Annotated in this window: 16 protein-coding genes; 3 read left to right on the top strand and 13 right to left on the bottom strand. The window is 34.4% G+C overall.

Going from position 1 to position 23,888, the window contains the following annotated elements; translation table 11 throughout:
* Positions 1 to 3: 3 nt before the first annotated feature.
* From FEU33_RS00265 to FEU33_RS00255, 3 genes are all read right to left on the bottom strand, one after another.
* Positions 4 to 396: a hypothetical protein gene (locus FEU33_RS00265; RefSeq protein WP_244950943.1), complete on the bottom strand. Its 393-nt coding sequence runs from the start codon at positions 394 to 396 to the stop codon at positions 4 to 6.
* The gene (locus FEU33_RS00260; protein WP_146547467.1) at positions 380 to 913 is read right to left on the bottom strand and encodes a hypothetical protein; all 534 of its coding nucleotides are present in this window, start codon (positions 911 to 913) and stop codon (positions 380 to 382) included. The genes FEU33_RS00265 and FEU33_RS00260 overlap by 17 nt, the downstream gene beginning before the upstream one ends.
* Before the next feature lie 93 nt (positions 914 to 1,006).
* The gene (locus FEU33_RS00255; protein ID WP_146547466.1) at positions 1,007 to 2,800 is read right to left on the bottom strand and encodes a hypothetical protein; all 1,794 of its coding nucleotides are present in this window, start codon (positions 2,798 to 2,800) and stop codon (positions 1,007 to 1,009) included.
* 1,290 nt (positions 2,801 to 4,090) lie between these two features.
* On the opposite strand from FEU33_RS00255, the gene FEU33_RS00250 reads away from it, so the two are divergent.
* Both FEU33_RS00250 and FEU33_RS00245 read left to right on the top strand, forming a co-directional pair.
* Positions 4,091 to 6,418, top strand: coding sequence for a sensor histidine kinase (locus FEU33_RS00250; RefSeq protein ID WP_146547465.1), 2,328 nt, complete (start codon positions 4,091 to 4,093; stop codon positions 6,416 to 6,418).
* Positions 6,396 to 7,019 (top strand): response regulator transcription factor, encoded by a 624-nt coding sequence (locus FEU33_RS00245; protein WP_186731270.1) that lies wholly within the window; start codon positions 6,396 to 6,398, stop codon positions 7,017 to 7,019. Before FEU33_RS00250 ends, FEU33_RS00245 begins: the two co-directional genes overlap by 23 nt.
* A gap of 480 nt (positions 7,020 to 7,499) precedes the next feature.
* On the opposite strand, the gene FEU33_RS00240 is transcribed toward FEU33_RS00245, so the two are convergent.
* The 10 genes from FEU33_RS00240 to FEU33_RS00200 form a co-directional block, all read right to left on the bottom strand.
* On the bottom strand, positions 7,500 to 8,732 hold the full coding sequence (locus tag FEU33_RS00240; protein ID WP_146547463.1) for a DUF2075 domain-containing protein: 1,233 nt from the start codon (positions 8,730 to 8,732) through the stop codon (positions 7,500 to 7,502).
* 85 nt (positions 8,733 to 8,817) lie between these two features.
* Entirely contained in the window at positions 8,818 to 9,405 is a 588-nt protein-coding gene (locus FEU33_RS00235; RefSeq protein WP_146547462.1) for a class D sortase, read from the bottom strand.
* Between the two features lie 229 nt (positions 9,406 to 9,634).
* On the bottom strand, positions 9,635 to 9,784 hold the full coding sequence (locus FEU33_RS18595; RefSeq protein ID WP_186731269.1) for a hypothetical protein: 150 nt from the start codon (positions 9,782 to 9,784) through the stop codon (positions 9,635 to 9,637).
* 165 nt (positions 9,785 to 9,949) lie between these two features.
* Positions 9,950 to 11,446, bottom strand: a complete 1,497-nt coding sequence (locus FEU33_RS00230) for a hypothetical protein (RefSeq protein ID WP_146547461.1) — start codon at positions 11,444 to 11,446, stop codon at positions 9,950 to 9,952.
* 28 nt (positions 11,447 to 11,474) lie between these two features.
* Positions 11,475 to 13,436, bottom strand: a complete 1,962-nt coding sequence (locus FEU33_RS00225) for a hypothetical protein (protein ID WP_146547460.1) — start codon at positions 13,434 to 13,436, stop codon at positions 11,475 to 11,477.
* A gap of 1,040 nt (positions 13,437 to 14,476) precedes the next feature.
* Positions 14,477 to 14,833 carry a hypothetical protein gene (locus FEU33_RS00220; RefSeq protein WP_146547459.1) on the bottom strand — a complete coding sequence of 119 codons (357 nt, stop codon included), beginning with the start codon at positions 14,831 to 14,833 and terminating at the stop codon, positions 14,477 to 14,479.
* A gap of 227 nt (positions 14,834 to 15,060) precedes the next feature.
* Positions 15,061 to 16,038: a DUF4003 family protein gene (locus FEU33_RS00215; RefSeq protein WP_146547458.1), complete on the bottom strand. Its 978-nt coding sequence runs from the start codon at positions 16,036 to 16,038 to the stop codon at positions 15,061 to 15,063.
* 437 nt (positions 16,039 to 16,475) lie between these two features.
* Positions 16,476 to 17,861 (bottom strand): NAD-dependent succinate-semialdehyde dehydrogenase, encoded by a 1,386-nt coding sequence (locus tag FEU33_RS00210; protein ID WP_146547457.1) that lies wholly within the window; start codon positions 17,859 to 17,861, stop codon positions 16,476 to 16,478.
* A gap of 14 nt (positions 17,862 to 17,875) precedes the next feature.
* On the bottom strand, positions 17,876 to 19,186 hold the full coding sequence (gabT, locus tag FEU33_RS00205; RefSeq protein ID WP_376752500.1) for a 4-aminobutyrate--2-oxoglutarate transaminase: 1,311 nt from the start codon (positions 19,184 to 19,186) through the stop codon (positions 17,876 to 17,878).
* Between the two features lie 244 nt (positions 19,187 to 19,430).
* On the bottom strand, positions 19,431 to 20,846 hold the full coding sequence (locus FEU33_RS00200) for an amino acid permease (RefSeq protein ID WP_146547455.1): 1,416 nt from the start codon (positions 20,844 to 20,846) through the stop codon (positions 19,431 to 19,433).
* A 768-nt stretch (positions 20,847 to 21,614) separates the two neighbouring features.
* Here FEU33_RS00200 and gabR point away from each other — a divergent pair.
* A complete protein-coding gene (gene gabR / locus FEU33_RS00195; protein WP_146547454.1) occupies positions 21,615 to 23,018 on the top strand; it encodes a MocR-like transcriptional regulator GabR in 1,404 nt (467 codons plus the stop codon).
* Positions 23,019 to 23,888 lie beyond the last annotated feature (870 nt).

The raw sequence follows: 23,888 nt of genomic DNA, 5'->3' as shown, positions 1-23,888 counted from the left end.
CTATTAATTTACTGTGATTTTAACATAACCATTAGAACTAGATGTTTGTCCTGTGATTAGTCCATAATATTTTTCCCCTTTAGTTGGAGTAAATCCCTTTGTTTGCTCTTTTCCAGGATTCAACCAATCTGTTGATGCTACTGTTGAATCTGGCCAGTAATTAATTACTTTTTTACCATAAGCACGAACAGTAGTATTGGCTCCCGTATTTCCACCTTTAATACTTGCACCCGTAGTAGCGCCTGCTGTAATAGTCCCTGTTTCGTTAGAAGTTGAACCAGATAAATAAGCTGTCTTACTAGTGGCTCCTGCTACACCAGAAATAAAGATTGAAAGGCTAAGTGCTGCCCCAATGACTAATAACTTTTTATTGCGTTTTTTATTTACAATCACCATCTTTTTCACCTCCTTTCAAAGTAAGCTGATGTTGTGTATTGATTTCAAAAATAGCATCAATATCTTCATTTAATACAGATTCGTATCGATGACTTAAAAGGAGAAACGATTCATGATTGAAATCCTCCTTTAAAAAACGCTCTAAGACCTTCCAATCTAAATAATCAAAATACTGAAATGAATTGTTTAAGATAAAAAATTGATGTTGAAGTGATTTTCCTACACTTACCCAATAAATAAATTGTTGTACTTTCGTCAAATCATTTAGTTTACAATCAATATCAAATTGATATTTATGAAAAATCTCCGAATTTTGCTTTGGATATTTCCAAATAGATAAAATCTCTGAAATCGTATAATGTCGCCATTTTTCCGTATAATTATATGGAAGATTATAAAAAATTTTCTTTTTATGCTTGTCATTCTTGGTATCTAATATTATTTTCCCGTTTTCGATAGAATGTTTACCACAAAAAGCGTTAGCAAGAGTCGTTAAATGATAATGATTAGATGCCACAATCATTGATCGTTTTGGTAAGTCGCAGCTACAATTATAAAGTTGTAGTTTTCCATTAGAACGTATTGTAACTTCTCTTAGTTGAGCATCCTTTTACTCCTCTCCGACCGCTGTCATCTTATGAATAAATTTCTTTTTATCACCTAGATTTAACTTTATAAATTCATCCCAATTTGCTGGTTGTTCTTTCTTCTCCTGCATCATGAGAGATAAGTAATTAAGCTTGTTAAAACCTAATCGTTCACTTATATAATCTGCTGCATAATAGCGTAATCCTTGATCCTCAAAATAGTCATCTGCTAAAGCAATCGATGCAATTTCACTTACATATTTACTAATAGGATCTGTGTTCACATCACTGAACGGATCAACACTAATAATATAAAAACCTTGATGAACAATGACATCGCTATAAGATATGTAAGGAAGATAACCTTGCTTTGGTTTAATCAAAATAGATTGAATTGGATGATCGCATAAATTACGTCTAGAGCTAATTTGACAATACTCTTTTTGAATATTTTCTAAATTCTTTAAAATCATTTTGTACTGCTCATCTTTTGCAATCATGGAGTCATATATTAGAAAATCTACTCCACCAATTGTTGTTTTTGTATAATTTCCCTTAACTAAAGTTATACAAGGAGCGTTTTCCCCTTGCCAAACAAACTTTTGATGAACCACTTTTAAATCCATTTGAGTACAAATGCCTGAATTATTTTCAATTTCAATATAGTTGCTTGCTTGATTGAATGTGTAGATAGAGTTTACATTGCTTTGAGGATACCAATTTGCAAAATACGGTAAATAAATAGATTTTTCGAAAATATTAAAAAAATAGGACCCCATTTTTGAAGTATAAAAATCAAGCGTTCCATCTTTAGAAATGATTTTTGTTATTTTGAATTGTTCATTTAATGAAAAGTTAATTTTCTCTTTATTTGGCTTTACATCCATCACTACATGGAAGATTTTCGAATTTAAATCAAACTCGATTTTTTCCATATTCCAACCATCCATTGAACCATTAAAATGCCCGCTTGAATGTTCTATCAAATTCATCAACTTTTTATCCTCATTTACTAAATCTACCTCTGATGCTTGCTTAGAAAACACATCTACGCTTTTCACATTAAAAAAAAGGAATAGAAGCGGCAGTAAAATAACTAATGGTTTATTCATTTTTAAAATAAGACTGAACACTAATGCTATTAGACATATGAATAAAAATAATAACTTCCAAGTAGCTTGCTCATTTGCATTTGTCAAACTGAATATCGGATCAATGTAAATAAAACGATTTAAAATAAATAATTCGATCCGTTCTCCTACAAATTCGCGACCAATCACAAAGATGAACTCAAAAAGTAAAATGATACATAACAAAATCGAAACAATGCTCTTTTTTCTTGTCATCCATATACAACAAACCATTCCAATCAGTGATGAAATGATAAATGCCATTCCAAAATGGATGAAATATAGTTTGAATAACCACCATGTAAGTTTAATAGAAGAATTAAATATAAAAGTAATCACTGTTGCTATTAAAGCGCCTTGAATTAATTGAAAAATACATATAAAAAGTAAAATAAGTCCAAAAATCAATTTTGAATATACGCTTAATTTTTTTAATCGAATATCCTCATCAAAGAAGTCAGTAGGCAGAACTTGCTCAACTGCCGTCCAAAGTTGATAGCCAATCCACCCCCATACTAAAACACCTATTGGAATAAAATATTTTGTATAAAGCGTGAACTCTGCTGGATTAATAACATATGGATTGCAACAATATATTGTAAATATTACCATAAATATAATTAAAACGATTACATTTGCTTTTTTACTAAAAAAAGCGTTTGCAATAACTTTCAATAAGTTAAACAATCTACCACTCTCCTAATAACTTACACCTATAGATTAAGATAACTTTCACCGACATGTCTAGGTGTAGTTTCCGACAAATCTTTGTCGTATTGTTGACAAAAAACAGAATATCAAGCTGTTTGTACCTTTTCAAAAATTGAATCCTAGATTAACAGGCGTGTTGATTAGGAAAAAAACAGGTGATAAATTGCACAAAATTCTAAAAAAACATGTATTTTTAGCTCCATTTATGTAGATTGGAGTGAAGGCTTGCTCGACTCCTCGAAAATGCACGCATTTCCTTCGTGCGGTGTGGATTCAGGAAGTCAATTCAATGTCCCGCGGGAAAAGCGAACAGTTGAGACCCCGCAGCGAAGCGATTGAAGGAACGGAATCTAAGAACGCCACGTCCTGTGGCAACAATTCCGTGACCAACATCCTGTTGCCCCCAGCGTTTGCCCGCAGGAAAGCGAGCAAGCCGTAACGGAAACCAGTGAATACACTTATATTTTGTGGAGAAAATTGGATAATCAACACGCTTGATAAATTAAATTTCTTTTGCCTGTTTCCTATCAATTTAAAAATACACATCCCATAATTTGAAATATTTTTGTAAAATTCGTTAAAATTATTTAAAAATTTTACCATTATTGATAAAATTAATACTGATATCTATAAAAAACTATTTTAAGAGTACTTTGTGTATATGTAAGAGATACGAAATCTTTATGAATATGTGACAAATCATTTTAGCTAGTGAGCTATGCCTATCATTTAAGTAACACTTAACGAAAAATGAGATTTTTATATTTTACTATAAATAAAAGTGAAACTAATTACTTTCCACCAAAAAAAATCACACGTGTTGATTTTACAAAAATTAGGGGTATCCGTTTGGCGTAATTTTTGAAAAGCCCTGTATTTTTAGGACCATTTATATAGATTGGAGCGGAGGCTTGCTCGACTCCCGCGGGAAAAGCGAATAGATGAGACCCCACAGCGTAGCGAGGAGGCTCAGCATTCGCCCCGCAGGAAAGTGAGCAAGTCGGAGCGGAAATCAACGAATTACCCTATTTTTATGGATTAAATTGGATAATCAACACGCCTGAAAAAATATATTTAAATTATCAGAATATTTTTTTGTAGTACCAAAAGAAGCTCGAATATTTATAAAATGAGGGATTTGAATATGATGAAATATATAGAGAAAAATCCAATGTTTATAATGTTATTGAACAAAAACCGTTTATCCTTAAGAGGAATAAACACAGGCGAACAACTAGCGATTCAAATAGTATTTAAAGAGAAAACATGTATAAACGGCTCAGCATGGGGATAAAACGTATTCCACTACCTGTCTTTTTAATCACGTTGATAGCCTATGTGATCGCTAGTGTTTATTTGCTTTATATTAGCTATACTTCACCAGTTATTGGCTTAACGATTACAAAGAATGATGGACATTGGATCATTACCAATTTTGATTTTCCAGATTGGGCGAAAACTGTTGATATAAAAAAAGGAGACATCTTACTAACTGTCAATGATGTTCCTGTCTCTCAATTAGACCACCGTACAGAAGTGATTCGAACAGCCGCTTCCCTATCAACTTCAGATCAAAATGGGAAGTTACATATGATAAATATCACTTATCATGAGTTGCCCTATAGTTTCTTTTATTATTTTCTATTACCATTCATTTATTCTGTCGCCATTTTGTGTATTGTTATTCTGCTATATCGAGTTCATCTTACGAATTTCGCGTCGTTGAATATTTTACTTTATTTTCTTTTAACCGTTGCTATCACATACGCAAGTGTTAGTGCTTTGATACAACAAAATCCTATTGGAGTGATTATCAATAGTACAGGCATGATCACCTGTTTAGTTTTGCTCATTCATTTTTTAAAATTTTATTTTGATTTTCTGCAACTAGAATTACCACATATAAAGAAAATGATTTGGTATTATTTTATTCCCTTACTTATCTTTCTTTTAATGATTCTTAGTTTTGTGATACCTACAATTCATGATGTAAACACCTATATCATATTGATTACTTTTATGACATTGCTACTATCGATAATCTATATTTTATTGACATCTTATTATATTTATCGAAAGAAACAAATCATGATTATTTTTTGGGGAATTATTTTCCCATTTATTCCATTCTTCGCTTTATACGTATTACCTATGTTGTTGTTTCATACTGAATGGATCAATCCTATAATAAGTATTGTGTTTATTTTGATCATTCCATTTTTCTTCATTTTTTTGCAATTTGTTCAACGCTTATATCATATTTCCTATCATATTTCCAAATTGCGTTACTATACTTTTTTTGCCTTTTTCACATCCATTTGGTTAGTAAGTGGCGTATATTTTTTGACGAAGCCTTCACTCCAACGAATAATCATGATGGGAATATTTTTCTTTCTATCATTACTTTTACTTTTTTATATGAAAGAGAAAATAGATTATATGAATCGAAAGATGATTTTCTCTCCAAAAGGGGATTACATCCATTTACTGTACACAACGATTGAGTTAATCTCAAAAGAAGCAACGATTCATTCATTATTAAAAAAAATAGCCGATCAATTTTTACATATTGTAAAAGCGGATGCTGTAGCATGTATAAAATATGATATGGCTCTTCATAAAACAGAACTCATCTTGACAGAACCAACTAATTACGCATTGGAGGTTGACCTCACCCCTTCACTAGCAAAAGGATTGAAAATCGGTGAAATCATTAAACAAAAGGATGGTTATGTTTTTTGTATACATCAAAATTTAACCATCAAATACTTCATTCGATTAAATTGTAGGCAGAGAGGAAATCTAAAGAAAGAAGAGCTACTTTGGATTGAATTACTAGTCATCTATATGAATCAATCGATTGAGAATACACAAATGATTCAGGAGATTCTTGAGGAACTACAGAAATTTAAGACTAAAAATACCATACCAAAATGGTTAGAAAAGCTAATGTGGATTGAATTTGAACATGAAAAAAGTCAATTGAGTCAAGAATTACATGACACAATACTACAAGAACAAATTTTTTTAATACGAAAAATTGATCAACTTTCATATGAAAAAAATCCAGTAATCTTGAACAAAGAAATTCATAAGCTTCACCAACAACTCATTCATGTGAATAAAAAACTTCGCCAATACTGCGAATGTTTAAAACCACCTTTGTTCAATACTTTAGGTTTAGAAACTGCATTAAATAGATTATTTAAACAAGTAGAGGAACGTTCAACTTTTACTTTAATACGAATGATTAAATCGATAGAACTAACGGATGCACATTTAGAATTGCTGATTTATCGACTGATTCAAGAAATGCTTAACAATGCTTTAAAACATTCAAACGCAACATATGTGAAGATTGAACTTCATCCTTATAATAAAGGATTTCATCTATTCTATATGGATAACGGGGTAGGATTTGATCTAACTACCATAAAGAAAAAATCTTCTTTTGGATTATTAGGGATGAAGGAAAGAGTTGCTGCTTTTAATGGAGAACTTATAATTGATACGTATCCAGGCGAAGGTGTACAAATCGATGTCCGAATAGATAAAGGAGATGACAATGATTATGATTCGAATTTTGATAATTGATGATCATCCAATTGTACTTGAAGGAAGCAAAATTTTATTTGATGATGTTACACAAATTGATGTTGATACAGAAAATGATGTACAAAATGTAAAAAAACGTATACTGAAAAAATCCTATGATATTTATCTAGTGGATATTAATATGCCAAAGCAAAATGGAATTGAAGTGGCAGATGACATACAACGAATACAACCTTCCGCTAAAATTATTTTCTATACAGGAGATAATATTGAAGATTATTATTTTTTATTGACTCAAAAAAAATATTATGGACTATTATCCAAAACTTCAACAAAAGAAACAATCATTCAAACAATCATGAATGCTATGAATGGTAATATATTACTTCCTTATAGTTTTTTAAGTTATGTACATGAACAAATCGAGCCTACTCACATCGAGCAGACATTACAATTAAATAAAAGAGAGGAAAAAATTTTAAATTATGTTATACAAGGATATACGAATAATGCGATTGCAGCAGAATTAAATCTTACACAACGTACTATTGAACGAAACTTATCAAAAATATATCATCTATTAAATGTCAATTCTCGTACAGAAGCGGCATTAAAAGCAAAAGAGTTACATTTAGTATAGAAATAGAAGAAGAGCAAGAGAAAATTCTATTTTACGTTTTTAAAGACTATAACAATTCCAAATGCTTTATAAAGTGAAGCTTCCATCAGTGCGGGTTTTCCTCATCCCCCATTGAAATAGAGGAACTCAGGTTAAAAGCGCCACGTCCTGTGGCAACACCTGAGTGACCAACATGTTGGCCCGAACCAATCGGACACATGCGGCAGTTGATCCCCCATCTATCTTAAGGACACTGAAAAACTATAGAATCACCATTTTCATTGATAGAAATCTATCTTCTCTTTCATTTTATGAATTAAAAAAGTTGATTTTTGGATTAAAAATAAAACACCTTCTTGCAACTCTAGTAGCAATCGTAACGAGTGAAGGCGTTTATTTATTGTATTTACTGATATCATTCGCTCAAATAGGATACATTCAAAACCGTTTCTTTCTTGGTCTTGTTGTCAATTCTTGTATGATTGTTAAAAAACCGATGTTCTATCTATATAAAGATAGCAATTTTTTTCGTAATGTTGCATCGCTTGGATAGATATATAAGCCATGGACTCCTCGCGTCATAAGGACATTGATAGAATTTAAAATGATTTGCTCCTTTATCGCTTCAGGATTTTTAACATCTTTTCTGAGAATAAAAGCTGCTTGATCCTCATATTTGTCACTATTAATCTTAATTTGGTCATGTTCTTCATCATAGGAAACCGATGGGCCTAAAATCACGCCCACATAATTCAAGTCAAATCCTTGGACTGTATAAACGGAACCAACTTCATCAATAGTATCCGCTCTTTCTGCCCAAGCATGTTTAGCATTTGGCTGATAACGATCCCATCGTAGCTTAAAATTTTTCTCTTGAACAAAATAATCTTTTCCATCTAATTTATATGGATAATCATATGTAGAAACTATTCTGGAAAGCTGATGCGTTGCATTTCTCTCTTTTATTCTCCGATACATTTCTACTGGATCATCAAAAATTTGAAAATCAAAGTCTTGTTTTTGGGGCAGAGGAAGTATCCTTTTTTGTACAAATTGCTCGATCCACTCGATAACATCTTGATCCGCCTTTATCCGAAATTGATTGGTAAGATGAAAAGACGTATTTGGATATTGATCGATAATTTCAAGTAGCTTCTGCTTGTCCCAATAACTTTTCATTTTTAACATTTGTTTTTCATCAAAAACGATGATAACAACCTTACTAAGTTTGATCATCTCTTCTAAATGATTCTCCTGATAAAATCGATTATATTTATCACTTTTGGTGAGGAGAAGATGCGCCTCATCGATCAATACAATATCTGCCGTTCCCCCTTGCTTATGCATTTGATTGATAAATGATGTAGGTCGTTCAAAATCCTTTTTTCTAAAATTCGACAAGTCCTCTGAAATATTCTTATAAAGCTTTAACATTTCCGGATGATTCACGATAAAGCGATTATTTGTATGATAAAGAGGATCATCTACCTTATTTTTAGATAGCATTTGAAGTTCATAAAACACGGAATTTAACAATACACTCTTTCCCGTTCCTGCATCTCCATGGATCACAAGTACAGTAGGTGTGCTATTTTTTACATTTTCCTTACAAAAAGTAATTATTTTTTCCTTCAGCCTCATTTGCTCATCCGATAATGCTTTAAAAGGCGATAATTTATAAATCGCCGCATTTTCAACTTGTTGTTTTTTTATATCAATGCTTGCGCCATTCATTTTAAAACTCCTTCTAATCATGGGGATCCAGTTACATCATACACCAGATTGATAGGTGATTGGCATTCGGAAAATAGAAAGAAAATTAATCGGCTGCTAACTCTGCAAATATAACTAATCTTTGTTTATTTGAATTCTTAGGATGACATGTAATAAGCGTGATGATAGATTTGCCTTTGATGGGTTTAACCACTTCCACATCAGTTGGTTTAATAATTTTCTTTTTAAAAACTTTATATGTAAATTTTCTCTCTTTCGTATTTAAAATAATTTTGTTCCCCTTTTTCAATTCATCTAGTCGATTAAAAAATTGACCATATGTGTAAGAACGATGCCCCGCAATAGCAAAGTTTTGATTGTCTTTTCCCAAATCATCTACCGAACCGCTTGATGGTAAATGTCCAACAGCATATCTAATATCATCTTGTGTGGCGCCTTCTACAACAGGGGTTTTTAAGTGAAGCTTGGAAATTTTTAAAATGCCAATTGTTTCTCCATCTTTCGGCTTCGATTTTGCCGCTTTTGCTTGTTGTTCCGTTTCTTTAGGAAATGTTAACGCATTGAATTCTTCTACTAATTTGTTTTGTTCCATATACGTTTGAATCTTTGTATACGCAACAAAAATAATTAGAGCCAATCCTAAAAAAATGAGTATGCTGCTTAATTTTTTCATCCTATTTCCTCCTCGATACCTTTTCTCTTTTCATAAGTTTCATGATACTGTCCGTGAAATAGCTTAGTGGACGTTTCCTTATAAGTAAACTCACTATTTGTTTTTTTCTTGATGATTTTCTTCTTGAAGGATTCATACGCTCTATTTACTTCATCCATTCTTGGAAAAATCAACAACAGGTCAAATATACAGAAAAAACATTTTGCCATTTGAACGTTTGTGAAAAATATCAGTCAGCACGGCTGCTCACATGAGGTAAAGTGAAGCTTCGCGTGGGACTATCCTTCACTGAAATAGAAGAACTTAGGTTAAAAACGCCGAGTCCTATGGCAACACCTGAGTGACCAACATCATGTTGGCCCGAACCTATCGGGCGCATACGAGCAACTAATCCCCAGCTCTCTTTCTCTCCAATCTTTGTGTTGGGGGTCTTACTGTCGTTAACGCGGGATAAAAAAAAGGAGGGTGATCAGTCCCCCTTTTTTAAAACTAAAACTTGAATAGAATTGTTTGTTTTTAGATTAGTTAGTCTTGCGTCTATGACTTATTCAAATCTATATTTTCTAATAGCAACACCTGAGAATAACATCATGATAGCCATGAATAAAAGCATTGTTGAGCTGAAGAATGAACCAGTTGTTGGCAATGCGTTTAATGCACTATTTGTGATATTTTTAGCTACAGTTGTTACATCTTTTTGATGATTGTTTGTTGTTGCGTTGTTATTATTAGAATCTGTTACATTATCTGAATGATTTGTTGTATCTGGTTTGTCCGAATTCGTTCCATCTGGGTTTGTTGGTTCGTCAGTACCCGGATTTGTTGGGTCATCTGTTCCTGGATTCGTTGGATCATCTGTTCCCGGATTTGTTGGATCATCTGTTCCTGGGTTCGTTGGATCATCTGTTCCCGGATTTGTTGGGTCATCTGTTCCTGGGTTCGTTGGATCATCTGTTCCCGGGTTCGTTGGATCATCTGTTCCTGGGTTCGTTGGATCATCTGTTCCCGGGTTCGTTGGATCATCTGTTCCTGGGTTTGTTGGATCATCTGTTCCCGGGTTTGTTACTTCATTTGTTATAACCTTTTCAAATTCACCAACACCTGCATGGACATCGCCTAAAATAGGTGTATCGTTTGTGTCAACAATTACCAAACCACCATGAATAGTAGTAGCTTCATTTGTTTTCGATACTTCCCCTTCTACAACTCCTGCATGAACATCACCAAGAATTTGATTGGAAACATCTGCATCGACAAGAGCTCCATAAGTATACTCACTGTCTGCAGTTTTTTTATGTTTTCCTTCTATAACGCCTGCATGGACATCGCCTAAAAGACCAGAATCATTAATGTCTACTTGTGCTAATCCGCCTGAAAAATCTGAACCTGTAGCATTTTCAGTTTTTTTACCACCTAAAACATTAATGTCTACATCACCAAGGATTGGTTTTAACAGACTTCCTCCTAGTTGAATATCAATAAGTGAAAATTTTGTTTCTTTATTATTACTTTTTGTTTCTTGATTAGGAGTAGTAGTTGTGCCTGAAACAGTCGTTTCTTTTTCGACATTTGGAACAACTGGTGCTGTTTCAGTTTGTTTTGGAACAGTTGTTTCTTTTGGAGCATCTGAAACGGCTGGTGTTGTTTCAGCTTCTGTTGAAACAGTTGCTTCTTTTTCGGTATTTGAAACAGCTGGTATTGTTTCAGTTTCCTTTGAAGCAGTTTTATCTGAAACAGTCTCTTTTACTACTTCTTCTTTAGCCTTTGTTTCACTATTGTTATTTGCTAATTGTTGGTTTGAAAGATTTGCTTCAGAATTATTTGTAAGACTACTTTTAGTTTCAGCAGCTGTTAATGCAGCATCTTTTGAAACTTCTATAGTCTTGGCAGAATCTGATACTACTTGTTGTGCTTCTACATTAGTCGTATCTTTTGTTAATTCTTCAGCGAATGCATTTCCTCCCCAAACTGAAAGTCCAATCGCAAAAGTACTTGCATAAACCAAACCTTTAAGTGAATTTACAACAATATTCTTTTTCATTATAAATCTCCTTCTTCTTAATATTTTTTTATGCGTTTAAGAAGAAAGAAGATTTTGGCGGTTCTATTAAAGGATCGCCTTTCCACTGATCTGCTAGTTTTTTTACAATGGAACTACCTAAATAATTTTCCACCTCTAGATTAAATCTTTCAGAAGAAAGATAACTTGGTATAGAATCTGAGTTAGAAACGGAAGAACTTGCGGCTCCAGGTCCTGATGACGGACCACCGCTCGAAACTGTTGTGCTTGAATAAGATGTAACAGCTAAAGAATTGTTCGCTTGATTATCTTTTGTGAATATATTTTGTACATCTTTATCATACAATCCAGCTAACTCTTCATTTAATATTGTGCTGTTTCCAGCTTTGATCAACTCTTTGATCGTTTGAACAAGCGTACTTTCTTTTTGATTTTCTACTTTTTCACTTACACTTGAACTTAAATCTTTTGTACTTGCAACTAAATCTTGACTTGATGCATTTTGACCTGATGCATCTGGACCATCAAGGAATGGTTCTGTAACATTTTCTGACTTATCATTGCCATTTGGATTTATAGTTGGGGGTACAGTGTTAATTGGTTCTGTTGAAGTAGTAGGTAAATCACTTGTTTTTCCATTATCTTTCGTTACGCCTTCATCGTTTTTATCAGAATTATCATCCGTTTGGGATTGATCATGTTCTTCTTCACCAGCTTGATCATCTCCATCTGATGCATCTTTTGAATCTACGATAATTAGGCCTGTTGTGATTTCTTTACCATCAGCTGTTTCTGTTTGATGGTATTCGCCTACACCAACATGATAATCTCCTACTGGCGTATTTTCTGAATCTACAAGAATTAATCCTGCTGTGATTTCTTTACTGTCAGCCGTTTCCGTTTGACGGTATTCTCCCACACCAACATGTTGATCTCCTAGTAAAGAATTATGGAGATCTCCCAATAGTAATCCAGATTGAACAGAATTGCTTTCAGCAGTTGTATGGGTATTTAATTCTGCAACACCGATATGAGCGTCCCCAAGTAGTGTATCTTTCAAATCCCCAAGTAATAAACCTGTTTGAAAGCTTTGTTCATCGTTAGTAGTCGATTTATTGTTTTCAATAATACCCAAATGTGTTTTACCCAATAAGTTATCGGTATCTAATGTTACAATTCCGCCTTGAAAGTTGTTATTATCTTGTATATTACCTGCTAAAACGCCAAGATTTAAATTACCTAATAATAATGAATTTGTAATACCAATACCTAATAATCCAGTAGGTACGACATAAGTATGACCCGTCTTAGAAACGATTGTTGATGTTGAAAGAAGGTTCAAACTGATATTCCCTATAACAGGTAAATTCAATCCTATGCTTAATAAATTTGATGCTAAACCTTTTGAAGATTGAGTGGAATTGCTATCTCCCAATAAACGAATACTAAGTGGTAATTGTTTTCGGTCGTTTTGTACAACAACAGATTCTTGTTCTGGTTGATTAGCGGCTGCTAATACACCCTCTTCTTTAGAAGATTGCTTGTTAGCAATTTCTTGTTCATCTATCTTCGGGTTTGATTCAGCGTTTACATCACTAGCTGAAGTTATTTCATCATTATTGGATTGAACTTCATTTTCCTTTATTGTTTCATTAGACTCAGCTATTGCTGTTGAAAGCGCTTCATCTTTGTTGGATTGGATCTCATTTTCTTTTGCTGTTTCACTAGATTCAGTTGTTACTAAAGTCGCCTCTTGACTAGTTTCTGAGTCTTGTTGATTTTCTTCTACAGCAGTCTGCTCATCAAGATTATTAGAAGCTTCAAGATTATTGAAATCGTTAAGATTTTGATCAATTGCCGTTTCTTCTAAAGCATTTGTTTCTTGGAGTGAAGAATCAGAGGCCGATCCTCCAGTTGTATCTCCCGATTCAGCCGCTTGGGCCATCGTTGGCATTGCAAATATAACTGATGCAGATAGTAGATAAGCAAAAAATTTCTGATAACTTTTCACATTTTCCGCCTCCTTTCAATTCAATCAAATTATTACCATTCCATTTTTACAAATCATTACAGCCTTTTCAAGACTTTATAAGGAATTCACAATATTGTAACATCATCCACACAAAAATTTCACATATATTTCATTCGTGATTTCTTTCTATTTAATTATTTCAAAATAATATTTTAAATAAAAAAATAACATTAAAATTTATTTTTGATATAAAGATGAGGCATAGTTATTATACAATTTCATCCAAAAACATACTGTGATTTCTGCTACAGATTGTTTATTTTTTCGCGGTACATTGAATAGACTTTCTTGAGTGACCTCTCCCAAAGATTCATTTTCGAAGACTTAAGCAATCCACAGCGAGTGTCTATAAAATGAGGGAGAAATATAAGATTTTTCATGATTACGTTCAATATCAAACCTAATTACCTAGTCGTCATACCTATAATAAGGATGTAGAGTTCACCTTCAGCTTCCTGTTTTTTTAGTTAATAAATCGGGTTTCTACAGGCAGTTAATCTATTACTGCTGCTTTTTCTATATGAATAATTTATATGTATAGGTTGGAAGCAATCACATATGAGAGTTTACTTAAATCTTAATATGAGGATCTTCTATCTGTTAATGCAGGCTCAACAATATTGTTTTATTCCCGGCCGTTATTATTTAAAAATAATTATTTTAGTTGATATTTTGATAAGATTATTTTGATTTGGGCTAACTTTATTTTTCAAAAAGCTTTTAAATAAAACGGAAATGAAAGTAAGAAAAAAGATTTGGAGGTGCTTTTCTTCTAAGTAAAAAAATGATATTTATTAGAAATTCAAATGAGGAGAGAAGGATAATTATGAGAATTAGCACTTACAATGAATCAAATAATGTCAAATAAAGTATTAAAAGCAGTTAAAAATAATTATATTTTTATAAAAATATTTATAAGTCAAATTATCCAATTATTTTAAGCTTTTACCGAGTTAAAGATTCATTAAATTTTTTAATATCCGAAAGTTGAGATTTCAAAAAATGAAAAATGGTTGTTTTTATCCTTCTGCTAAGGCGATATACTTTTTTATTTTTCCATTTATCTCTGCGATCACTACATCATTTTGTTCTTTAGTTGAAAAAATTTTTGTTTTTACCGGTAATTTTGAGGCCGTTCCATCTTTGATGTCCTTCTTTGAAGTTTTTTGAATGATCGCAATTTCTTTATCTTTCGTAACCTTAAGATCATCTACTCTTTTAATATTTGTTTTATAAATCGTGCCATTGATTTGAATAATGTCAGCATTTGGTTCTTCTTTTAATACTTCTTGAGCAGTTGGTTTACTGCTAGTTATTGTTTCTCCTCCATCATTACTACAAGCGGCAAGTAATGTAAAAGTTACTAAAGTATTCATTCCTAATAAGAAGATTTTTTTAACACTAAGACACTTCCTTATTATTGGTTTGAGATTATTTTATCAGTTGAATCTGTAAATCTGAAAATTGAATAATGAGCCATTTTGATTGTTACAGAGTGTGAACGGCGATTCCTCGAAAAATATGCGCTGTGCCCACTCAGTGAAGCTTATTCAGATTTCACGGGAGAAAAGCTTGAATCTTAAAGGCCTACCCTTCTATTCTATTATTCACCGGATGTGTTCGATGCAGCTGCCACTGCTGCTAAGGTCGTAGTCGTCACCAACGCTTGCTCCGCTTGAATCAACATTTCTAAATTGGTGATCATACTCATATCCAATGAATCGTCTAAATGGGCAAGTTCGTGAAGAACTTTTTGCAAAGCCATATGAAGCACCATACTCTTATACCAACGGAATCGTTTCACTTCTGTTAACACTTCGTAAAGAGCTACAATTTGGTCGATATGCTCTGTCTTTGCGCCTGCCACAGCTAAAAAACCGAATAGAGGGTAATGCTCTTGTTTCACTTTAACGTTTCTTTGTACGAATTCATCTCGGATTTGAACAACATAAGGCACCATTTTTTCCACATAATCAGCACTTGGAAAAGTTAAAATTTGAGAAAGCCATTGCAACTGATTCCCCAACACAAAATGATGTTTTCGTAATTCGGTGTAATAACGATTCATCGTTTGTGCACGATGTTCTAACTTTTCATCCTCTTTACTTAATAAAACAGAATATGGCATATCTTCATAGGATGTAAGGAAAGGATGATGTTTGCGAATAGCATTATACAATTTTCTCGCACTTTCAGCATGTGTTTGTTTTTGTGCGGGATCATCTGTTAAGAAAAGGGCGGAAATATAGCTATATACAGAACGTTTGAATTTCGCTTGTTTAAGAATTTCTTCATTTTCGATCAATTCGGTTACTGCCTGCTGTGGCTCTTTTTTGCCATCTAGCAGCATAGCCACACCATAAAGAAGACTGCTACTTGTACGTAAAGTTGAGAACCAGCTTGTTTGACTCTTGATTTCTTTAACGATTTCATCAAAGGATGTAAAGGAAAACGTTTTTCCCGCTGCACTATAGTGGCTCGCAAGCATTAAAATAATCCGTTTATCTACCGTCCAACTTAAACCATTAACAACTTTATCATAATTTTCCTGTAACAACTCTATATACGCTTTATTATCCATCAGATCCACTCTTTTCTGCTTTTTATTTAAAAATGCTATGCATTGTACCGGCTTCTCAATACTCTTTTGTTTTTTCTACGAGTTAGATAGGCATAAGGTTTCAAATTCTGAAGAAAGTTAATGGAGCCAAAACTGTATTATTCGCAACTAATGAGGATTAAAAAAGAAGGTTACCCAATAATGAGTACCTTCTTTTATGTTTAACTTGTTACCTTAATTTCTGGAAGACCGATAAAAAAGCGTTTTTGTACTTCACTAATAGCTGCTAATTTAAAGACCAGTTTCTTTATGTGCATTCATTTGTTATATCCATATCATCTGTGAGCTATCAATTGAAAGCCCATTTTAATATCAGATAGCAAATGAAGGAGCGAAATAATATTTTCCATTCGATCTCTTTTACCTAATGCGGGATAAAATTTAACTCTGTCTATTCATCATATTTTTGTAGAAATATATTTTGTTTCTAGGTATGGTTCGATCCCTTCCAAGCCGCCTTCACGTCCGATGCCGCTTTCCTTCATACCGCCAAATGGGATATGCGCTCCAGATGGCGCACCGTCGTTCCATCCTACAATACCGAATTCAAGATTTTCGCTTAAGTAAACGCCCGTTTTGTAGCTTTCTGTAAAGAAATATGCTGCTAAACCGTATGGTGTGCTATTGGCAATCTCCACTGCTTCCTCTAATGTATGGAACCGTATAATGGGTGCTACAGGTCCAAATGTTTCTTCCTGCATGATTCTCATTGTATCATTTACACCTGTAATAACTGTTGGTTGAACGAAATAATATCCCTTTTCATCGTCATAATCATATTCATTTCCACACGCAATATCTGCACCTTTGGATACAGCATCTTTCAACTGTTGAACGATTTTATCGAATCCCTTTTTATTAATAATGGGACCTACTGTTACACCCTCATCTAACCCGTTTCCTAATTTTAATTGTTTCACTGCTACTACAAATTTTTCTGTGAACGCGTCGACCACTCGATCTTGCACAAGTAGACGATTCGGGCAAACACAGGTTTGACCGGCATTACGGAATTTGGCGTTAATAGCTTGTTGTACAGCTAGGTCAAGGTCTGCATCCTCTGCAACGATGAAAGGTGCATGACCACCAAGTTCCATCGTCGCATGTTTCATCGTATCCGCGCAATTTCGCAAAAGTTCCTTGCCAACTGGCGTTGATCCTGTAAATGTAATTTTGCGTACATAAGGGCTATCTGTAAATAATTTGCCGATGCGAGGACCATCACCATTGACACATTGTACAACATCCTTTGGGATACCTCCTTCATGTGCCAATTCGATCAAACGAATTGTTGTAAGGGGTGTTTCCTCTGCTGGCTTCACAATAAATGTACAGCCCGCTGCAAGTGCCGGAGCAGCTTTTCTTGTCATCATCGCTGCTGGGAAATTCCAAGGGGTAATTGCTGCTACCTGCCCTATCGGTTGCTTAATCACTAGTAAACGTTTGGATTCTTGATGTCCCGGAATCGTACGACCATAAACACGTTTTGCTTCTTCAGCGTACCAATCGATATAACTTGCAGCATAATCAACTTCCCCGATTCCTTCCGCAAGCGGCTTACCATTTTCACGTGTGATCAATTCACCGATTTCATCGCGGTGTGCACGCACTAAATCGGCCCATTTGGATAACAGTGTTGAACGTTTATGTGCATTTACTTTGGACCATGTTTTAAAAGCACTATGACCTGCTTTAAGTGCAGCAAGAACTTCCTCATTGCTTGAAACAGTTACTTCTTGTAAATTTTCACCTGTTGCCGGGTTGGTTACTACGAATGTAGACATTGCCGATTTCCTCCTTAGCTATTCGCAAAAGCGTCTTCTAAAATAGCAAAGCCTTTTGCTAATTCTTCATCTGTGATAACGAGCGGTGGTAAAAAGCGAATCACATTCCCTTTAATACCAGCTGTTAATAATAATAATCCATGTTGATTTGCGTAACTAGTAATATCTGTTACTCGGTATTTATCTGCCTCACGTGTCGTTGGATCTTTGACGATTTCCATCGCTACCATCGCACCTAAACGACGGATATTCCCGATTTCAGGATATTTTGTTTGCAGTTCTTTTAATTTATTTTCAATTTTTTGCCCAACTATTTCAGCGCGCTCTGGTAATTTTTCCTCTTTCATAATATCGATGACCGCTAACGCTGCTGCATTGGCTGTTGGACTACCACTGTAAGTACCGCCTAATTCCCCTGGCCCTGAAGCATCCATGATTTCTTTACGTCCAATGACACCGGATAGTGGCATACCCGCTGCTAATGATTTGGATACAGTGATTAAATCTGGCACCACATCAAAATGTTCAATGGCAAATAATGTACCTGTACGTCCAAAGCCTGTTTGAATTTCATCCGCTATAAAAACAATATTGTTTTCATTACAGAATTTCACGACCTCTTGTACAAATTTTTTCGGAGGTATGATGAAACCCCCTTCGCCTTGTACTGGTTCCATTACGACACAAGCAACCATTTCAGGAGACACTGTTGAGATGAAAAAGTCCTTAAATTCTGCGATGATACGATCTACATATTCTTCTTCTGTTTCACCGGCTGGTTTTTGATATAAATAAGGGTATGGCGCTTTGTAAACTTCTGGAGCGAATGGTCCAAAACCTTCTTTGTATGGTTTCACCTTACTGGTCATAGCCATTGTTAAATTGGTACGACCATGATAGCCACGTGTGAAGGCTACGACGCCTGATTTTTTCGTATAGCGACGGGCAATTTTCACAGCATTTTCTACAGCTTCAGCACCAGAGTTAAGAAGAATGACTTGTTTATCATGTGTCCCTGGTGTAACTTCACAAAGCTTTTCTGCCAGTTCTACATAGTTTTCATACATGACGACATTGAAGCTAGGATGAATGATGCGATCCACCTGTGCTTTTACAGCCTCTACTACTTTTGGATGACTATGACCTACATTGATCATTCCAATCCCCGCCGCAAAGTCAATCCATTCATTTCCTTCGATATCAATAATTGTAGCTCCTTTTGCTTCTTTTGCAAAATTTAATGACCCATTGCTTACTGCGCGAACAACATATTTTTGTCGTTTTTCTAATAATTCCTCGGTTTTAGTCGTTACTTTCATTTTCATTTCCTCCTTGTTTTGTATTTACAGAAAATTATGGCACCATCTGGTGAAAATAAAAGAACCAAATTTTAATTTTTTTAGGTACCAGATAAATTCATTTGATATAGCAAAATATCACACAAAGCCTCGGTTTCCTTGATATTCACTCTATGTTAGTTGTCCAACCAACTTTTTGACAGACATGTGATCCGCTCCTTGCAGCTTGTCGTAGACCTACTTCCGCTAATGAATGCGGGACCCTATTTGATCACATATTTTGACTTTTTGTCCCATTATCCACATCTGCATGTTGATAGGGATTACCCAGTTGATACGCCTTGATTTTTTTGTCTTTAAAGAAGAATACAGCGATAGTAATTATAAAAAATGCTGTACTTAGATAAAATTGTGCCCGTAACGATGGAATAAATATTTGGCAAACATACACCCCTAAAAGTACGGCAATTGTCAAATAAGTTAAGTAAGGGAACAACCACATTTTAATGGCTAATGGCTCTGTTTGTGTACGCTCGTATTCTCTTCGGAAACGAATATGAGCAATTGCGATAAAGATATAAACAATGATCATTAATGCGCCTACTGCATTTCCTAAGAAATAAAAAATGACATCTGGAGATAAGAAATATAAGATCGCGCATATATAAGCAACAATTGTGCTACCCAAAATCGCCCAAGTCGGCGCATTTCGTTTGGAAACATGTTTAAATATAGCTGGTGCATCACCTTTTTCTGCCATCCCTAAAAGCATACGGGAACTTGTAAAGAGAGCCGAGTTCATAACTGAGATCAGAGATACAAAAATAACAAATTGCATCACTTCACCTGCCAACGGGAAACCAGCCATTTTCAAAATGTTCGCATAGGGCGCTGCTAATGCTTTCGTATCATTCCAAGGTATAATCATGATCATGATTAATACGGAACCAACGAAGAATAAACCTAAACGATAAACCACATTGTTAATGGCCCGAACGATATTCCGTTTCGGATTTTCAGATTCACCTGCAGCGATTGCAGCTACTTCAGCGCCAGAGATAGAGAAAATAACAAAGACAATCCCAGTGAAAATGGGTAGTATCCCTTTCGGAGCAAAGCCACCCGCATCTGAGATGAATCCTAGGCCTTTGTACTCGAAGTTAGGATTAATACCTAAAATCATCGTCACACCGACAATCAAGAATAGGATAATCGCACTTACTTTAATAAATGCTAGCCAATACTCGAACTCACCAAATGTCTTAACAGAATACAAGTTTAAACCCGTTAAGATGACTGTGATCCCCACACTACCTACCCATACTGGCACCATCGGGAACCAAGAATTAAAAATCCCACCAATGACTGCTGCCTCTAAACCTACAATGAACACCCAGCTTATCCAATATAACCATCCCACTGTAAATCCTGCCCATGGCCCAATAAAGCGACCTGAATAGGCAGCAAACGAACCATTTTCAGGTTTGGTTGAAGCCATTTCACCAAGCATACGCATGATAAATACAATAATCATACACGCCAAAAAATATGAAATAATCGTTGCTGGCCCAGTTGACATGATATTTTTACCTGTACCAATGAATAACCCTGTACCAATGATCCCACCAATGGAGATCATCGTAATATGTCTTGTTTTTAACGATTTATCTAATTCTATTTGCTCCATTCACAACCACCTCCGTATAATCTTCCATTCCTGTTTTTGTTCATTCTCCCATCTTGTCATTACAACAAATAGCAATACTGCGAAAATTCATCCAGTGAGGTTTTCTTCCTCATCTCCCACAATTTATAAAGTGAACCAATAAGACTTTACAGGGAGTTGATCTCCCGCTTTTATCCCTTTTGTTTTGAAGTGGACGACTTACTGCTGAGTGCTTCATAGTCCACCACCTTTATTTATTGAAAATTTAGAAAACTTTAGTTTTATATATCTTACTAAATAAAAACAGGTGAAATTCAACTACTTATTAAAAATATTGAACAGTAAATGTCCAAAAATATCAAAGTAACAAAGTCTCATTTCGTAAGTATATTGACTAGTTCAAAAGTTTTTTACTTTCTGGGTAGCTCCTTTTTATAATAAAAATATGCTGAGTTGAAAAACGAGATATTCTATCGCAAAACGAGTTTCTCATTTAGCCACACTCTTCTCAAGATGATTATTTTATCTAACCACCGATTCACCAATACCTTCAACCCCAATGACCGTTACCCCTTTGTTTCTCTTAGAAAATTTGATCCCCCATTATCTACTGCATAAACGACATATTCTCGTTGTTTATGCATTGATTTTTCTGTTTTAGTTTTAACTTTCACTTTTCATTCCCCCTTGTCCTGTATTTACAGAAAATTATGAACAGCTTATGATGAAAAAAAAAGAACCAATTTTCGATTTTTTTAGGGACCAGATGAAAAGAAAGGAAGATCGTAAATGTTAAAAAAACAATATGTAGAGCGAGAATATAAATACAAAAAAATTTATCAACAAATCAAAAAACAAATTTTATCTGGTAGCTACAAGCCACTAGAAAAGCTCCCCTCAAAGCGCCAATTAGCAGATCAATTAGGCGTTAGTACAAACTCTGTTGTTGTTGCATTGGATCAATTATTAGCTGAAGGTTATATTTACAGTGTAGAACGAAAAGGTTATTTTGTGGAGAATATCACACCTTACGTGGCAGATGAGGAAGAAATCAAACCATTACCTAAACATTTGAAAGAAACACATGCACCTTTCTTAAATGCCATTTCCCTATCACATATGAGTACCAATATGGACTTATTTCCATCCAAAGAGTGGATAAAGTGTGAACAAAAAGCGTTAAGAACTTTTCAGCATGAACTTTCTTTCATGTCACATAGACAGGGCCCCTTTGAGGTTCGCCAAACTTTAGCACAATACATTGGATTTAACCGAGGGGTACGTTGTGAACCAGAACAAATTATTATTCATTCTTCTAGCCAAGCACTCATTTCGCAATTATTAGAATTATGTTGTGACAATAAATCCATTGCATTAGAAAATCCCGGATACGCTCGCTATTATGAATTGATTCAGCAACAAGGCTGGACAATCCATACGGTCCCACTCGACGATAGTGGCTTTTGTATCGAAGCTATTCAAAACAAAAACGTTGGTCTACTTTACACAACACCGTCACATCAATTTCCTACCGGTATCATCATGCCTGTATCTCGCCGCTTTGAATTATTAAACTGGGCAAGCGAAAAAGAAGGACGCTACATAATCGAGGACGATTACGATAGTGAATTCAAATATGGCACCAACAATATCCCTTCTCTTCAGAGTCTTGATCATAATCATCGTACAATTTATACCGGAACCTTTTCGAAAACCTTATTTCCTGGTATCCGTATTAGCTACATGGTACTCCCTCCTAAACTTTTGGAGATTTATCGAAAAAGATTTGCTTACCTACTCCCCCCATGTAATACATTAAATTTATATACGCTGCATTATTTTATTAAAGATGGCTACTATCAAAAGCATTTAAATAGAATGGCCCATCATTTTGAGATGATACGAAAAAGACTACTTAAAGAACTTAAGCAAACTTTCCAAAATCATATCGACATATTCGATGTTCCAGCCGGCTTACATTTTCTTGTTAGGATCAAAACACGACGGAGTTATGAGGAAATAGCCATCCGAGCCAGAAAAATGAATATCCAGCTTTTCAATTTAAAACGATTTTATTTAAATGAGATCAAAGAGCCCAATGATGAGCGCGGATTTATTATTGGCTTTGCAAGCTTGAAGGAAGAGGAAATTAAAGAAGCCGTTCAACGACTCTTTACAACGACCAAAGGATAATCAAATGAAAAAAAGTAGAAAGTAGAGCTTCATATAGTGAGATTCCTCCTTATCTTGTTATATATGAGTTGGACTGTTCAAGATTGTGGGGCTCCGCTTTTTACTGGGGAGTTCGATGTGAGGGTTGAGGAAGACTCATTCATTGCCTATGTTAGTGCAAGATAAAATGTGATATTGAGCACTCTATTTCAAAATACAAACGCAAAATTGGAAGATATTCAAAAGAAACAAGAGCTTAACTATTTCAAATACAAACACTGAAAAATCAGCTTTACATCACTATGTCTTTATAAAGGGAATTCCTTACAATACATGGTTTCCTTCATCCACCACTGGATATCAGTTGAACCAATCTTGCTTATTCACGTAATGAATCCAACTTACCTTCTGCTTGTTACTTGAATCTTAATGTTGTTGGATGATTTGTTCCTGTTAATATGGGATAAAATCATCTAACATTAAAAACCATTCTTACATCAGCCTGAATAAATGATCTCCCATATACAAGAATGGTTTTAACAGGATTAAATAGCACAGCTTTTATTATGTATAAAATCATTTTTCTTATAGTTTCTTCTATTATATAGTGAAAATCCGAATTCCATATAGCCTTGTAAAATGGTCGTCTCTTCTAATTCTTTTAAAAAATGGTTCTTACCTTACATAAAAATGTTAAAAACCTAAAAATCTCTATATAAGTGGCACTCTTCAGTGATGGTTCTCTAAATATTGTTTCTCCAAATCCTTTCATTTTCTCCTGCCGTATACATGTTAAATAGTTATCTTGGGATAGGGGCTCTACACTCAGTTGAGCAAAAAATGGGTACTTGTACAACTATTTTAACAATCAAATAATAAGAAAATCAGATT

The sequence above is a fragment of the Rummeliibacillus suwonensis genome (assembly GCF_007896435.1).
In the GTDB taxonomy this organism is placed as follows: Bacteria; Bacillota; Bacilli; order Bacillales_A; family Planococcaceae; genus Rummeliibacillus; species Rummeliibacillus suwonensis.
This window is presented reverse-complemented; position numbering and strand designations above follow the sequence as displayed.